This window comes from Serratia sp. CY71090 (genome assembly GCF_052166845.1).
GTDB lineage: Bacteria > Pseudomonadota > Gammaproteobacteria > Enterobacterales > Enterobacteriaceae > Serratia > Serratia nematodiphila.
Genome location: NZ_JBJNOA010000004.1, coordinates 122,485 through 137,626, shown reverse-complemented (window position 1 = coordinate 137,626; position 15,142 = coordinate 122,485). Strand labels below are relative to the sequence as shown.

The following is a 15,142-nucleotide window of genomic DNA, read 5'->3' as shown; positions in this document are numbered from 1 at the left end:
TCTACTGTCCCTTAGCTGAAAGTGTTGCCTCGACGACACGCATCGCCTCGACGGTTTCTTTAACGTCATGCACTCTGACAATCTGCGCACCCTGCATCGCCGCGATCACCGCGCAGGCCACGCTGCCGATAACCCGTTGATCCGGCGGCACGTTCAGCAGTTGTCCAATCATCGATTTGCGCGACATGCCGACCAACAGCGGCAAACCAAAACGATGAAACTCCGACAACCGAGCCAGAAGCTGATAGTTGTGCGCCAAATTTTTACCGAAACCGAAGCCGGGGTCGAGCAGCAATTTCTGATTTGTTATCCCTGCCTCGTTACAGCGCCGGATATGGTGTTCGAAAAACGCCTGGACGTCGGCGATCAGATCGTCGTAGTGCGGCGCCTGCTGCATGGTGCGCGGCTGCCCCTGCATGTGCATCAGACAGACCGGCAGGCCGCTTTCCGCCGCCGCCGCCAGGGCGCCCGGCTCCTGCAGCGAACGGATGTCGTTGATCAGATGGGCGCCGGCCTGCGCCGATTCGCGGATCACGCCCGCCTTCGAGGTATCGACCGAGATAAAGACCTCGAAGCGCTGCGCCAGCGCTTCCACCACCGGCACGACCCGTTCCAATTCTTCCTCTTCACTCACCTCCGCCGCCCCCGGCCTTGTCGATTCGCCGCCGATATCAATCATCGTGGCGCCGGCCGAAATCAGCGCATGCGCATGCACCAGCGCCTGGTTCAGGGTGTTGTGGCGGCCGCCGTCGGAAAACGAATCCGGCGTCACGTTGAGGATGCCCATCACCTGCGGATGGGAGAGATTGAGCGTCATGTCGCGCACGGTTAACTGCATGGTTGGTCCACCTTACTGTTGCCTGGTTCACTGCCCGCCGGGCAAAAAAAAACCCCGGCGTACCGGGGTTTGATGTTATTACACAGCCGTTCTTACTTGTCGAGCTGTTCGGACATGGTGTTGCCCGGCGTTGGGGTGCGCGGCTCATCTACCGGCGTCGGGGCTTTCGGGGTGCCGCCGTTGTCGGAGCTGTTGCCTTTGTTCGCATCGTCCCAGCCCGCCGGCGGACGCACGTCTTTGCGGTTCATCAGATCGTCGATCTGCGGCGCATCGATGGTTTCATACTTCATCAGCGCATCCTTCATCGAGTGCAGGATGTCCATGTTTTCCATCAGCAGCGAGCGAGCACGCGTGTAGTTACGTTCGATCAGCGACTTCACTTCCTGGTCGATGATACGCGCGGTTTCATCCGACATGTGCTTCGCCTTGGCCACGGAGCGGCCCAGGAACACTTCACCCTCTTCTTCCGCATACAGCAGCGGCCCCAGCTTCTCGGAGAAGCCCCATTGGGTCACCATGTTGCGGGCGATGGAGGTCGCCACTTTGATGTCGTTCGACGCACCGGTAGAGACTTTCTCCGGCCCGTAGATGATCTCTTCCGCCAGACGGCCGCCGTACAGGGTGGAGATTTGGCTCTCCAGCTTCTGACGGCTGGCGCTGATCGCATCCCCTTCCGGCAGGAAGAAGGTCACGCCAAGCGCACGGCCACGAGGAATGATCGTCACTTTATGTACCGGATCATGTTCAGGAACCAGGCGGCCAATGATGGCGTGGCCCGCTTCGTGATACGCGGTCGACTCTTTCTGCGCTTCGGTCATTACCATGGAGCGGCGTTCCGCACCCATCATGATCTTGTCTTTGGCTTTCTCGAACTCCACCATCGACACCACGCGCTTGTTGCCGCGGGCGGCGAACAGCGCCGCTTCGTTGACCAGGTTGGCCAGATCGGCACCGGAGAAGCCCGGCGTACCGCGCGCAATGACGGAGGCGTCGATGTCGGCAGCCAACGGCACGCGGCGCATGTGCACCTTCAGGATCTGCTCACGGCCACGCACATCCGGCAGCCCGACCACGACCTGACGGTCGAAACGGCCCGGGCGCAGCAGCGCGGGGTCAAGCACGTCCGGACGGTTGGTAGCCGCGATGACGATGATGCCCTCGTTGCCTTCGAAACCGTCCATCTCAACCAGCATCTGGTTCAGGGTCTGCTCGCGCTCATCGTGACCGCCACCCAGGCCGGCACCACGCTGGCGGCCGACGGCGTCGATTTCATCGATGAAGATGATGCACGGCGCGGCTTTCTTCGCTTGTTCGAACATGTCACGCACGCGGGATGCGCCCACGCCGACGAACATTTCGACGAAGTCGGAACCGGAAATGGTGAAGAACGGCACCTTCGCTTCGCCGGCGATCGCTTTCGCCAACAGCGTTTTACCGGTCCCCGGCGGGCCAACCATCAGCACGCCTTTCGGGATCTTGCCGCCCAGCTTCTGGAAACGGCTCGGTTCGCGCAGGTATTCCACCAGTTCGCTCACCTCTTCTTTCGCTTCGTCACACCCGGCGACATCGGCGAAAGTGGTCTTGATCTGGTCTTCCGTCAGCATGCGGGCCTTGCTCTTGCCGAAGGACATCGCGCCCTTGCCGCCGCCGCCCTGCATTTGCCGCATAAAGAAGATCCAGACCCCGATCAGCAACAGCATCGGGAACCAGGAGATAAAGATAGAAGCCAGCAGGCTCGGCTCTTCAGGCGGCTCGCCGACAACTTTCACATTCTTCGTTAACAACGTATCCAGCAACTTAGGATCGTTGACAGGGATGTAGGTCGTGTATTTGTTACTGTCTTTCTTGGTAACGTTAATTTCACGTCCGTTGATTCGCGCTTCGCGAACCTGGTCCTGGGTCAGTTCGGACATGAAGGTAGAGTAATCCACCCTACGGCCATTCGACTCGCTGGGCCCAAAGCTCTGGAATACAGACATCAACACTACCGCGATGACTAACCAGAGAATTAGGTTTTTCGCCATGTCACTCAAGGGATTAACCTCATCTTACAACTGTGTTAACAAACAGCGTTAGGGTACTACAGTTTGCGCCCTGTCGCTACAATGTACACTTCGCGCGAACGGGCGCGGGAAGCGTCTGGCTTACGAATCTTAACCTTCGTAAACAGGGAGCGAATTTCCCGTAGGTACTCGTCAAAGCCATCTCCCTGGAACACCTTCACCAGGAAACTTCCGCCTGGTGCGAGGACATCACGACACATATCCAGCGCCAACTCCACCAGATACATCGACCTTGGAATATCGACCGCCGGGGTGCCACTCATATTCGGGGCCATATCGGACATGACCACCTGAACCTTACTCTCGCCTACTCGTTCCAACAGTGCCTTCAGCACCAGTTCATCACGAAAATCGCCCTGAAGGAAATCGACGCCAACGATAGGATCCATTGGCAAAATATCACAGGCGATGATGCGCCCGGTACCGCCGATTTGGGTGACCACATACTGCGACCAGCCGCCCGGTGCGGCGCCCAGGTCAACCACGGTCATGCCCGGTTTGAACAGTTTGTCGCTCTGCTGTATTTCATCAAGTTTAAACCAGGCACGGGAACGCAGTCCCTTTTTCTGCGCCTGCTGTACATATTTATCGCTAAAGTGTTCTTGTAACCAGCGACTGGAGCTAGCCGAACGCTTTTTATTAGCCATCTCGTTTTCCAACTATCATAAAAAGAGTCTTATGTCAGGGTCGCTGCTCACGTAGACTCACACCGGTGAAGACCGATTTGGTGATATACATGAGATGGCGGTAGAATGTACCGTTTTCAATCCCAACTTAAGCAAAAAAGACAATGAATCTGAATAATAAACAAAAACAGCACCTGAAAGGCCTGGCGCATCCGTTAAAACCGGTGGTGATGCTGGGCAATAACGGTCTTACCGAAGGGGTGCTGGCTGAAATTGAACAGGCTCTGGAGCATCATGAGCTGATCAAGGTAAAAATCGCCGCTGAAGATCGCGAAACCAAAACCCTGATCGCCGACGCTATCGTGCGTGAAACGGGCGCCTGCAATGTGCAAGTTATCGGCAGTACGCTTATTCTTTACCGCCCGTCGAAAGAGCGCAAGATCAGTCTACCGCGTTAATAACCATCAGGTTAACGAAAAGGTGCCATGCGCCTGACCAAGATAAAAGGCCGCTTGCGGCCTTTTTCCTATCTTTACAAAACGTTGGCGCATTAATGACCAACGGTCCCGATCAGAGATACTCGACCTTCAGGATCTCGTATTCCACGTCGCCGCCTGGGGTTTTGATTACCACCACATCGTCTTGCTCTTTGCCGATCAGGCCGCGCGCCATCGGCGAGTTTACCGAAATCAGATTTTTCTTGAAATCGGCCTCATCGTCGCCAACAATGCGGTAAGTCACTTCTTCTTCACTGTCCAGATTCATCACCGATACGGTGGCGCCGAAGATCACCCGGCCGGTGTTCGGCATCTTGGTGATATCGATCACCTGCGCATTGGACAGTTTGGCTTCGATTTCCTGAATGCGGCCTTCGCAGAAACCCTGCTGCTCGCGGGCGGCATGGTACTCGGCATTTTCTTTCAAGTCGCCGTGTTCACGCGCTTCAGCGATATCCGCAATGATTTTCGGGCGGCGCACGCTTTTCAGATATTCGAGCTCTTCGCGCAGTTTTTCAGCGCCAAACAAGGTCATCGGAATTTGGTTCATCGTATAAATACCTCTAAATCTTTCCTGTTCAAATAACCGTCATCCTGACGTATTCGTATGAAAACACGGTTGGCATACCGCCCCCCGCCTCCAGGCGACAAACAAAAGAAACCTGACTCGGAACGGAGCCCAAGCCAAGATCGGTTTTGCATTTTGATACGCATTTTAGCCTAGAGTTCCTTGAGGGTCATCGTTTACTTTTTCCCTGATTGCACCGTAGTATGACGGCACGTTATCCAGCTGTTATCCCGAGATTATGCGTTTTTCACGAATTGTCAGTGCATTGGCTTGCGCATTTGTTCTGAATGCGAATGCGGCCCCGGTTGAAGAGTACACACAATATCTGCCTGATGGGGCCAACCTTGCCCTGGTCGTTCAGAAGATCGGCGCCAGCGCGCCGACGATCGATTACCACTCTCAGCAGATGGCGCTGCCGGCCAGTACCCAAAAAGTGCTGACGGCGCTGGCTGCGCTATTGCAACTCGGGCCCGATTACCGTTTCACCACCACGCTGGAGAGCCAGGGCGATATCCGCGACGGCGTGCTGCGCGGCAACCTGATTGTCCGCTTCAGCGGCGATCCGACCTTCAAACGCCAGAGCCTGCGCAATATGGTGGCCGTCCTGAAAAAGCAGGGCGTGCGCCAAATCAGCGGCGACGTGCTGGTCGATACCTCGGTCTTCGCCAGCCATGACAAGGCGCCCGGCTGGCCGTGGAACGATCTGACGCAGTGCTTCAGTGCGCCGCCGGCCGCCGCCATTGTCGATCGCAACTGTTTCTCGGTCTCGCTGTACAGCGCGCCGAATCCGGGCGACATGGCGTTTATCCGCGTCGCCTCCTATTATCCGGTCAATATGTTTAGCCAGGTGCGCACCCTGGCGCGCGGCTCCGCAGACGCGCAGTACTGCGAGCTGGACGTGGTGCCGGGCGAGCTGAACCGCTTTACCCTGACCGGCTGTCTGACGCAGCGCAGCGAACCGCTGCCGTTGGCCTTCGCCATCCAGGACGGTGCCAGCTATGCGGGCGCCATCCTGAAAGACGAGCTGAAGCAGGCCGACATCCAGATCGACGGGCATTTGAAACGCCAGACGCGCCCCGGCATCACCGGCACGGTGATCGCGCAAACCCAGTCGGCGCCGCTGCACGATCTGTTGAAAATCATGCTGAAGAAATCGGACAACATGATCGCCGATACCGTCTTCCGCACCATCGGCCACGAACGCTTCGGCGTGCCGGGCACCTGGCGAGCCGGTTCCGATGCGGTACGGCAGGTGCTGCGCCAGAAGGCCGGCATCGATCTGGGCAACACCATCATCGCCGACGGTTCCGGCCTGTCGCGCCACAACCTGCTGGCCCCGGCGACCATGATGCAGGCGCTGCAGTACATCGCGCAGCACGACAACGAGCTGAACTTTATCTCGATGCTGCCGCTGTCCGGCTATGACGGCACCCTGCGCTACCGCGGCGGCCTGCATGAGGCCGGCGTAGACGGCAAGGTGTCGGCCAAGACCGGCGCGCTGCAGGGCGTCTACAACCTGGCGGGCTTCATCACTACCGCCAGCGGCCAGCGCATGGCCTTCGTGCAGTATCTCTCCGGCTACGCCGTGCCGCCGGAAGATCAGAAACAGCGCCGCGCGCCGCTGGTGCGTTTCGAAAGCCGCCTGTATCGGGATATTTACCAAAACAACTGAGGATCGCCATGAAGCTGCTGGTCGTTGAAGATGATGAACTGCTGCAACAAGGGCTGGCGTTGGCGCTGACCGGCGAGGGTTACGTCTGCGACTGTGCCGCCACGGCGGCGGAGGCCGGCAGCCTGCTCATCACCAGCCAATACAGCATGGTGATCCTGGATCTCGGCCTGCCGGACATGGACGGCGCAGCGCTGCTGCGGCAGTGGCGCCGCCAGCAGATCGATCTGCCGGTGCTGATCCTGACCGCCCGCGACGCCCTGGAAGATCGCGTCGATGGGCTGGACGCCGGCGCCGACGACTACCTGGTCAAACCCTTCGCGCTGGTTGAGCTGCAGGCGCGCGTGCGCGCGCTCCTGCGGCGCTACCAGGGCCACAGCGACAATCTGATGCAGGTGGATGACCTGCAGTTGAATCTCTCCAGCCAGCAGGTCTATCTGCAACAGCAGCCGGTGGAGGTCACGCCGAAAGAGTTCGCCATTCTGGCGCGCCTGATCATGCGTGCCGGGCAGACGGTCAACCGCGAACTCCTGCAGCAGGATCTCTACACCTGGCAAGATGATTTAGGTTCCAACACCCTGGAAGTGCATATTCACAACCTGCGCCGCAAACTGGGCAAGGATCGCATTCGCACCGTGCGCGGCATCGGCTACCGCCTGGAACCCTCGTCATGATCAGCATGCGCCGCCGCCTGCTGCTGATGCTGGCGCTGATCCTGCTGGTCACGCAACTCATCAGCGCCTTCTGGCTGTGGCACGAAAGCCAGGAGCAGATCAGCTTCCTGGTGGACGAAACCCTGTCCGCCAAAGTGCGTACCGAACGCGTCGATACCGAGATCGCCGAGGCCATCGCATCGCTGTTGGCGCCTTCGCTGATCATGATGATCGTCACCCTGTTGGCGTCATTCTGGGCTATCAGCTGGATCATCCGCCCACTCAACCAACTGCAGCAGCGGCTGGAAAAGCGCTCTGCCGATAACCTGACGCCGCTGCCGATCACCAGCGATAGCCAGGAAATGGTGGCCGTCACCAATGCGCTCAATCAGCTGTTCTCACGGTTGGACAACACCATTCAACAGGAACGCCTGTTCACCGCCGACGCCGCCCACGAACTGCGCACGCCGCTGGCCGGCATCCGCCTGCATCTGGAATTGATGGAAAAACAAGGCGTCAAGGGCAGCCAGGCGCTGATCGCCCGCATCGATCAGCTGATGCATACCGTCGAGCAGTTGCTGATGCTGTCGCGCGCCGGGCAAGACTTCGCCAGCGGCCATTATCAGCATTTCGATTGGGTGGCCGATGTGATCCAGCCGCTGCGCGAAGAGCTCGACGAAATGGCCGCCCAACGCGGGCAGACGCTGGGCTGGCAATTGCCGGCTGCTGCCACAGTGAACGGCGATCCGGTGTTGCTGCGGCTGCTGCTGCGCAACCTGGTCGAAAACGCTCACCGTTACGGCCCGGAAGGCGGCGCGATACAGGTGCGGTTAACGCCGCAAGACAACGGCTATCTGCTGCAGGTCATCGACGATGGCCCGGGAATCAAGGAAGAAATGGTCGGGGAGCTGACGCAGGCGTTTCGCCGCATGGATCAACGCTACGGCGGCAGCGGACTGGGCCTGAATATCGTGATCCGCATCGCGCAACTGCACCAGGGGCGTTTGACGCTGGAAAACCGCCGCGATGCGCGCGGCCTGAATGCCCAGTGCTGGCTGCCGGAAAAGGCGCTCAAATAATAAGGGCCCAGCGTTGCTGAGCCCTTTATCACCGAATTACTTCTGGTAAATGATTTCGACGCCTTCGTCGTCGTCTTCGTCCCAGTCGTCATCCCAGTCATCTTCCGCTTCGGCTTCCACTTCCGCGATTTGCTCGCGGTGGTAGTCATCCCACATGAATTCGACTTTTTCCGGTGCGCTTTCTTCGATCGCCATCGCTTTCGGCTGGGTGTTGATGAAGTTCATCACGTCCCAGCACAGCGCGTTGACGCCTTCGCGGTTGGCGGCGGAGATCATGTAGTACTTCCCTTCCCAGCCCATGCCTTCCACAATCGCCTTGGCGCGTTCGGCGGCTTCTTCCTCACCAATCACATCAATTTTGTTGAACACCAGCCAGCGCGGCTTCTGCGCCAGATTTTCGCTGTATTGGTTCAACTCGTTAATGATGACTTTGGCGTTTTCCACCGGATCGGATTCGTCGATCGGCGCGATGTCCACCAGGTGCAGCAGCACGCGGCAACGCTCCAGGTGTTTCAGGAAACGAATACCCAGGCCGGCGCCTTCGGAGGCGCCCTCGATCAGCCCCGGAATGTCGGCGACCACAAAGCTCTGCTCGTGATCCATGCGCACCACGCCCAGGCTCGGCACCAGCGTGGTAAACGGATAATCGGCCACCTTCGGCTTGGCGGCGGACACCGCGCGGATGAAGGTCGATTTGCCGGCATTCGGCAGCCCCAGCATGCCCACATCGGCCAGCAGCAACAGCTCCAGCAATAGGTCACGCGCTTCGCCGGCGGTGCCCAGCGTCTTCTGACGCGGCGCGCGGTTGACCGAAGATTTGAAACGGGTGTTGCCCAGACCGTGCCAGCCGCCTTTGGCGACCATCAGCTTCTGCTCGTGGCGGGTCATGTCGCCGAGGATCTCGCCGGTGCCCTGATCCTTCACGCGCGTGCCGACCGGCACCTTGATGATGACGTCTTTACCGCGTTTGCCGGTACAGTCGCGGCTCTGGCCATTCTGGCCGCGTTCGGCGCGGAAAGACTTCTCAAAGCGGTAGTCGATCAGGGTGTTAAGGTTCTCGTCCGCCAGCAGGTAGACGTCGCCGCCGTCGCCGCCGTCACCGCCGTCAGGCCCACCGTTGGGGATATATTTTTCGCGGCGGAAGCTGACGCACCCGTTGCCGCCGTCGCCTGCAACGACCAGAATCGCTGCTTCATCTACAAACTTCATTTACCGTCTCCGTAAATCATTCACCGGGCTGCTTCAAAGGAGCAACCAGGGGGGGGTCTGCCCGTCGCGGCCACCACCGGTGACCAATTGCGGAAAACATGGCGCCCGCCACAACCACAAACGCACCGACATAGCCGACGATGTTCAGCGTCGGCATGGCGAATGCCTGGGGCCAAGCCAGCGCCAATAAATCTGAAAACAGCAGGGTAAACAGCGGGGTCAGCGTAACCAACGCGCTCACCTGCGCCGCCTGCCAGCGCGCCATCGCTTCCGCCAGCGCGCCATAGCCGATCAGCGTGTTGGCGCCGCAAAACAGCAGGCACGCCAATTGCCAGCCGCTAAGCTGGAAAATCACCTCGGGTTTGGCCAGAGGGAACAACGCAACCGCACATAAAGTGTACAACATAACCAGGATCTGCGGCGAAGCCAGCCGGCGCAGCAACACCTTCTGCGCCACGCCATAGCTCACCCAGACCATCGCCGCGCACACGCCCAGCATGACGCCCAGCGTGTAGTCCGTCAGCCGGGTGAAGATCTCTATCAGACTGACGTTGAAAAACAGCATCAGCCCGCAAATCAGCATCAGGGCGCCAATGACCTGGGTGATGCGCATGCGTTCTTTTAAAATCAGCACGCTGGCGAACATCATACCGACTGGCGACAGCTGGCCAATCACCTGCGACGCCGTCGGGCTCAGGTATTGCAGCGAGGAGCTGAAGAACACAAAGTTGCCCAGCAGCCCCGCCGTCGCGATCGCCAACAGCAGCAGCCAACGCGGCTGGCGGAACATCGTCAGCGGCGGCAGCTTGCCGCGCACCGCAAGGATCACGCCCAAACCGATGGCGGCCATGGTAAAGCGATACCAGACAACGGTAAACGGCTCCATCACCACCAACACTTCTTTCATCGCGATCGGCAACGCGCCCCAGCAAACCGCCGTGGTTAACGCCAAAGAAATACCAACGCCGACCTGCTGCTTCGTATCCATATCACCTTCGCCAACGCTGACGGGCCTGCCCTCAGGCAACCCATAAATGTAAAAAGCCCCGCAACGAATTGCGGGGCTTACATCTATTTCGTAAGGCTCGAAAAATTATTCAGCTTCGATGCTGATGAATTTACGATTGCTCGGGCCTTTAACTTCGAATTTGACTTTACCGTCTTTCAAAGCAAACAGAGTGTGGTCTTTGCCGCAACCCACGTTGGTACCAGCGTGGAATTTGGTGCCGCGCTGACGAACGATGATGCTGCCTGCCAGTACTGCTTCGCCGCCAAAGCGTTTTACGCCCAGACGTTTAGCTTCTGAATCGCGACCGTTACGAGTCGAGCCGCCAGCCTTTTTGTGTGCCATTAATCCGCTCTCCTAACTTAAGCGCTGATGCCGGTGATTTTAACGTCAGTGAACCACTGACGGTGGCCCTGCTGCTTACGGTGGTGTTTACGACGACGAAACTTAACGATTTTAATTTTCTCGCCACGACCGTGAGCAACGACTTCAGCTTTGATCTTGCCGCCATCGACGAAAGGAACGCCGATTTTGATATCTTCGCCATTAGCGATCATCAGAATCTGGTCAAACTCAACCGCTTCACCAGTTGCGATGTCCAGCTTTTCCAAGCGAACGGTCTGACCTTCGCTTACTCGGTGTTGTTTACCACCACTTTGGAAAACCGCGTACATATAAAACTCCGCTTTCCGCGTGCCCGACTGTGTTAGTTCAGAGCGCGCTATAAATATTCACAATAGGGCGCGAATTCTACGCAAAAAAGCGGCGCATGACAAGAGCAGAATAAGACCAGAAGGAGAAAAAAGAAGAAAAAAAGCGCAGTTTCTTTCGTGGCGTTTATCTGAACCGTTTTTCAAGTACAATCATAGGGACAGTTACCGCCATGTACCGATGTGAGCAGCGATCTCAACGCGGTGAAGAGAAACACAGCTGAAAAAAACACAATGAACCTAGAGCAAATTACCGAGTTAACCGCGCAAGATATGGCGGCCGTGAACGCAACAATTCTCGAACAGCTGAATTCCGATGTCACGCTCATCAATCAGCTTGGCTATTACATTATCAGCGGTGGCGGTAAGCGCATCCGGCCGATGATCGCCGTCCTGGCGGCGCGGGCGTTGGGCTACGAAGGCAACAAGCACGTCACCGTAGCCGCCCTGATCGAATTCATTCATACCGCCACGTTGTTGCATGACGACGTCGTCGACGAGTCGGACATGCGCCGCGGCAAAGCCACCGCCAACGCGGCGTTCGGCAACGCCGCCAGCGTGCTGGTCGGCGACTTTATCTATACCCGCGCCTTCCAGATGATGACCAGCCTGGAATCCCTGCGCGTGCTGGCGCTGATGTCGGAAGCGGTCAACGTCATCGCCGAAGGTGAAGTGCTGCAGTTGATGAACGTGCACGATCCCGACATCAGCGAAGAAAGTTATATGCGGGTGATCTACAGCAAAACCGCCCGTCTGTTTGAAGCGGCGGCGCAATCGTCGGCGATCCTGTCCGGCGCCAGCGCTGAGCAAGAACAGGCGCTGCAAGATTATGGCCGCTACCTCGGCACCGCTTTCCAGCTGATCGACGATCTGCTCGACTACAGCGCCGACGGCAGCACGCTGGGCAAAAACACCGGCGACGATCTGAACGAAGGGAAACCGACCCTGCCGCTGCTGCACGCGATGCACAACGGCGACGACGCCCAGCGTGACATGATCCGCGGCGCGATTGAGCAAGGTAACGGCCGCCACCTGCTGGAGCCGGTGCTGCAGGCGATGCAGCAATGCGGTTCGCTGGAATACACCCGCAAACGCGCCGAGGAAGAAGCCGATAAGGCGATCGCCGCGCTGCAGGTCTTGCCGGCATCAGAGCACCGTACAGCGCTGGAGGGCTTGGCCCATTTGGCGGTACAACGCGATTTTTAAGAAATTTTAATTTCTTAATACATTCATCAGGCCCGCCCACGCGGGCCTGCCTAGGTATTGCTATCTTCGTCGATACGCGCCAGCAGGCCGCCAATCCCTTCCCGCATCAGGAAAGCCACCATTTTCTCGCGCTCGCTCTCCGTCAAATGGTAGTAATACTCGATCCAGACCGCCAACGGATCCTGGCGTTCTACGTCATATACCGCCCCGTCTTCTTTCAGCGTCAGCAGGTTACGTACGCCTGGAGGCAGGCTGTCGATATGGTACTCCAACGCTTTTCCCTGCACGCCTTTACGCCTGCGGCTGATCCAGCCTTCGCGTCGGGCCATCAGATTGATTCCCTGTGGTGAGGAGGGTAATCCTGCGATGCCTGTCAGTTCCTTGGCGGCAAACCACTCGTTTTTCATAGCCATCATCTCTGGGCAATAGTGGGCAATGTCTTTTTTTGGAAATTACTTGGGTATTTTTTAGGAAATTTAATGGTATTCTTGTTTCCGAATAAGCGTTTCACGTTGTTCAAACGCTTAACCATGACCCGTTAGTTATACCACTAACGCAACTTTGGCTAATCAGAAAAGGAATGTAAACATGAATTCAAGGAACCCAGATTGGCATCCGGCAGATATCATCGCGGCGCTACGTAAGCAGGGCACCACGCTGGCGGCAGTGTCGCGCAAGGCCGGATTAAGCTCATCGACGCTGGCCAATGCGCTGTCGCGCCCGTGGCCAAAGGGGGAATGGCTGATCGCCGAAGCGATAGGCATCCACCCTTCGGAGATCTGGCCAAGCCGCTATTACGATCCGCACAGCGATTGCCTGCTGGATCGCAAAGCACGCATCAAATCGTGAACGCGGGGCAAAAAAAACCGCCGGAACAGCGTCCGGCGGCGTTTATCGGCTGACTATCGGTGTCGATCAGTTATTGATGAACTTCTCGCCCAGTTCGATATCTTTATGCAGCACGTCCAGCATCTCGTTCAGCGCTTTCTGCTCGAAGGCGCTCAGGATGCCGATATCTTTGCGTTCTTCAACGCCGTTCTTGCCCAGCACCAGCGGCTGCGCGAAGAAGCGAGCGTATTTGCCGTCGCCTTCAACGTAAGCGCATTCCACAACGCCTTTCTCGCCCTGCAGCGCACGCACCAGAGACAGACCGAAACGGGCGGCCGCCTGGCCCATGGACAGCGTTGCAGACCCGCCGCCGGCTTTGGCTTCCACCACTTCAGTGCCGGCGTTCTGAATACGTTTGGTCAGATCCGCCACTTCCTGATCGGTGAAGCTCACGCCAGGGATCTGCGACAGCAGAGGCAGGATGGTCACGCCAGAGTGGCCGCCGATCACCGGCACGTTCAGTTCTTCAGGCTGCTTGCCTTTCAGCTCGGCCACGAAGGTATTGGAACGGATGATATCCAGCGAAGTCACGCCGAACAGTTTGTTCTTGTCGTAAACGCCGGCTTTTTTCAGCACTTCCGCCGCGATGGCGACCGTGGTGTTAACCGGGTTGGTGATGATGCCGATACAGGCTTTCGGGCAGGTTTTCGCCACTTGCTCAATCAGGTTACGCACGATGCCGGCGTTAACATTGAACAGGTCAGAGCGATCCATGCCTGGCTTACGGGCCACGCCGGCGGAAATCAGCACCACGTCCGCACCGTGCAGAGCCGGAGTCGCGTCTTCGCCGCTGAAGCCTTTGATTTTAACTGCGGTTGGGATGTGGCTTAAGTCGACGGCAACGCCTGGGGTAACGGGGGCAATGTCGTAGAGAGAGAGTTCAGAACCTGAAGGAAGCTGGGTTTTGAGTAGAAGGGCGAGGGCCTGGCCGATACCGCCAGCAGCACCGAGAACTGCAACTTTCATCCTATACTCCTTTATTATCTTAAATATATAAAGCGCCGTGAATGTGTTGGTTACGGACCTTAAGTTATTACACCTTTCAAAACAATAAATTAGCCAATTCTTGCCTGCAGGTGTAATAAAACGGCCGCTGTCGCGCCCATTTTAGATTAAATCGCTTACGCATGAAGGGCATAGCGCACACTAATCAAAAATAGTGCGAGGTTATTCACGAGCAAGTTAACCGGCCGTTACATTACACCCTTACGCAACATCAGAACAACATCATTTTAATAACATTTTATTTACCACCGCAGGCCGATTTTCCGTCGTCAAAAGGGCATATTCATCGCGGCCGGATTTTGTTAAAATGCCGCCCTTTCCTCGCCGTCCGGTCATTTTTATTTTCTTTGGGGCGGCCTTTGTTGCATAAAAATTCATCTATATGCATAATCATGACTTCCACTATCAACATTCCACGGTGCAAAATGCGTAATCCCGCAAAACAGGAAGATCTGATCAAGACGTTCAAAGCGTTATTGAAAGAAGAAAAATTCAGTTCTCAAGGCGAGATCGTTTTGGCGCTGCAAGAAGAAGGCTTCGAAAACATTAACCAATCCAAAGTATCGCGCATGCTGACCAAGTTCGGCGCGGTACGTACGCGCAATGCCAAAATGGAAATGGTGTATTGCCTTCCTGCCGAACTCGGCGTGCCGACCACCACCAGCCCATTGAAGAATCTGGTGCTCGACGTCGACCATAACGATGCCGTCGTGGTGATCCACACCAGCCCGGGCGCCGCACAGCTGATCGCCCGCCTGCTCGATTCACTGGGTAAATCCCAGGGTATCCTCGGCACAATTGCCGGCGACGACACGATTTTCGTCACCCCGTCCAACGGCTTTACCGCTCAGAAGCTGCATGAAGCGATCTTGGGCGTGTTCGAACAAGAGCTGTGAAACCTGGCGCTAACAAAGTGCGGCTGTAAACCGCATTTTGTTAGCGCTTCTTTAACCCTCGCGTTACCTTCCCAGCCTTCAACCGCGTTTAACACTGCTTTTTTATCCCGCAACAACACATTTCCATGACATCTCCATGTAACCAGCAGTACCCACTGTGATCTTCCGCACTTTTGGTCAAAATCACTTACCTTATTGAAATTACATAAATTTAACATCAAAAGATCGT

The 15,142-nt window shown here is 57.0% G+C and carries 17 protein-coding genes; 7 read left to right on the top strand and 10 right to left on the bottom strand.

All coding sequences use genetic code 11. The features are described 5' to 3' along the window. Window position 1: 1 nt before the first annotated feature. From folP to rlmE, 3 genes are all read right to left on the bottom strand, one after another. The gene (gene folP, locus ACJ8OK_RS10360) at window positions 2–838 is read right to left on the bottom strand and encodes a dihydropteroate synthase (protein ID WP_021504257.1); all 837 of its coding nucleotides are present in this window, start codon (window positions 836–838) and stop codon (window positions 2–4) included. A 92-nt stretch (window positions 839–930) separates the two neighbouring features. Beyond that, window positions 931–2,862, bottom strand: coding sequence for an ATP-dependent zinc metalloprotease FtsH (ftsH, locus tag ACJ8OK_RS10355; protein ID WP_004933529.1), 1,932 nt, complete (start codon window positions 2,860–2,862; stop codon window positions 931–933). Between the two features lie 56 nt (window positions 2,863–2,918). Next, window positions 2,919–3,548: a 23S rRNA (uridine(2552)-2'-O)-methyltransferase RlmE gene (gene rlmE / locus ACJ8OK_RS10350; protein WP_004933533.1), complete on the bottom strand. Its 630-nt coding sequence runs from the start codon at window positions 3,546–3,548 to the stop codon at window positions 2,919–2,921. A gap of 143 nt (window positions 3,549–3,691) precedes the next feature. On the opposite strand from rlmE, the gene yhbY reads away from it, so the two are divergent. Next, on the top strand, window positions 3,692–3,985 hold the full coding sequence (yhbY, locus tag ACJ8OK_RS10345) for a ribosome assembly RNA-binding protein YhbY (protein ID WP_004933536.1): 294 nt from the start codon (window positions 3,692–3,694) through the stop codon (window positions 3,983–3,985). Between the two features lie 112 nt (window positions 3,986–4,097). Here yhbY and greA read toward each other — a convergent pair whose 3' ends face one another. Next, window positions 4,098–4,574, bottom strand: a complete 477-nt coding sequence (greA, locus tag ACJ8OK_RS10340) for a transcription elongation factor GreA (RefSeq protein WP_004933539.1) — start codon at window positions 4,572–4,574, stop codon at window positions 4,098–4,100. Between the two features lie 256 nt (window positions 4,575–4,830). Here greA and dacB point away from each other — a divergent pair, with 256 nt between their 5' ends. Genes dacB through pmrB form a run of 3 tightly spaced genes read left to right on the top strand, consistent with a single transcriptional unit; the run spans window position 4,831 to window position 7,993 of the window. Further along, window positions 4,831–6,264: a serine-type D-Ala-D-Ala carboxypeptidase gene (gene dacB, locus ACJ8OK_RS10335; protein ID WP_049243030.1), complete on the top strand. Its 1,434-nt coding sequence runs from the start codon at window positions 4,831–4,833 to the stop codon at window positions 6,262–6,264. A gap of 8 nt (window positions 6,265–6,272) precedes the next feature. After that, window positions 6,273–6,935 (top strand): two-component system response regulator PmrA, encoded by a 663-nt coding sequence (pmrA, locus tag ACJ8OK_RS10330; RefSeq protein WP_033631626.1) that lies wholly within the window; start codon window positions 6,273–6,275, stop codon window positions 6,933–6,935. Next, the gene (gene pmrB / locus ACJ8OK_RS10325) at window positions 6,932–7,993 is read left to right on the top strand and encodes a two-component system sensor histidine kinase PmrB (RefSeq protein WP_021504259.1); all 1,062 of its coding nucleotides are present in this window, start codon (window positions 6,932–6,934) and stop codon (window positions 7,991–7,993) included. The genes pmrA and pmrB overlap by 4 nt, the downstream gene beginning before the upstream one ends. Window positions 7,994–8,029: 36 nt before the next feature. Here pmrB and cgtA read toward each other — a convergent pair whose 3' ends face one another. The 4 genes from cgtA to rplU all read right to left on the bottom strand — a co-directional run bounded on the left by cgtA (window position 8,030) and on the right by rplU (window position 10,882). Continuing rightward, window positions 8,030–9,202 (bottom strand): Obg family GTPase CgtA, encoded by a 1,173-nt coding sequence (cgtA, locus tag ACJ8OK_RS10320; RefSeq protein ID WP_004933553.1) that lies wholly within the window; start codon window positions 9,200–9,202, stop codon window positions 8,030–8,032. A gap of 16 nt (window positions 9,203–9,218) precedes the next feature. Beyond that, window positions 9,219–10,190 carry a DMT family transporter gene (locus tag ACJ8OK_RS10315; RefSeq protein ID WP_060558411.1) on the bottom strand — a complete coding sequence of 324 codons (972 nt, stop codon included), beginning with the start codon at window positions 10,188–10,190 and terminating at the stop codon, window positions 9,219–9,221. Window positions 10,191–10,295: 105 nt separating this feature from the next. Beyond that, window positions 10,296–10,553 carry a 50S ribosomal protein L27 gene (gene rpmA, locus ACJ8OK_RS10310; RefSeq protein WP_004933559.1) on the bottom strand — a complete coding sequence of 86 codons (258 nt, stop codon included), beginning with the start codon at window positions 10,551–10,553 and terminating at the stop codon, window positions 10,296–10,298. Window positions 10,554–10,570: 17 nt separating this feature from the next. Then, the gene (rplU, locus tag ACJ8OK_RS10305; protein ID WP_004933561.1) at window positions 10,571–10,882 is read right to left on the bottom strand and encodes a 50S ribosomal protein L21; all 312 of its coding nucleotides are present in this window, start codon (window positions 10,880–10,882) and stop codon (window positions 10,571–10,573) included. Window positions 10,883–11,152: 270 nt separating this feature from the next. Between rplU and ispB the strand changes: the two genes are divergently transcribed. Continuing rightward, a complete protein-coding gene (gene ispB / locus ACJ8OK_RS10300) occupies window positions 11,153–12,124 on the top strand; it encodes an octaprenyl diphosphate synthase (protein WP_016929331.1) in 972 nt (323 codons plus the stop codon). Between the two features lie 50 nt (window positions 12,125–12,174). On the opposite strand, the gene ACJ8OK_RS10295 is transcribed toward ispB, so the two are convergent. Further along, window positions 12,175–12,531: a DNA-binding protein gene (locus tag ACJ8OK_RS10295; RefSeq protein ID WP_033631624.1), complete on the bottom strand. Its 357-nt coding sequence runs from the start codon at window positions 12,529–12,531 to the stop codon at window positions 12,175–12,177. Between the two features lie 181 nt (window positions 12,532–12,712). On the opposite strand from ACJ8OK_RS10295, the gene ACJ8OK_RS10290 reads away from it, so the two are divergent. Beyond that, window positions 12,713–12,973, top strand: coding sequence for a helix-turn-helix domain-containing protein (locus ACJ8OK_RS10290; protein WP_004933567.1), 261 nt, complete (start codon window positions 12,713–12,715; stop codon window positions 12,971–12,973). Between the two features lie 66 nt (window positions 12,974–13,039). On the opposite strand, the gene mdh is transcribed toward ACJ8OK_RS10290, so the two are convergent. Continuing rightward, the gene (gene mdh, locus ACJ8OK_RS10285; RefSeq protein ID WP_033631623.1) at window positions 13,040–13,978 is read right to left on the bottom strand and encodes a malate dehydrogenase; all 939 of its coding nucleotides are present in this window, start codon (window positions 13,976–13,978) and stop codon (window positions 13,040–13,042) included. 464 nt (window positions 13,979–14,442) lie between these two features. On the opposite strand from mdh, the gene argR reads away from it, so the two are divergent. Further along, window positions 14,443–14,913 carry a transcriptional regulator ArgR gene (gene argR / locus ACJ8OK_RS10280; RefSeq protein ID WP_004933572.1) on the top strand — a complete coding sequence of 157 codons (471 nt, stop codon included), beginning with the start codon at window positions 14,443–14,445 and terminating at the stop codon, window positions 14,911–14,913. Window positions 14,914–15,142: the final 229 nt, after the last annotated feature.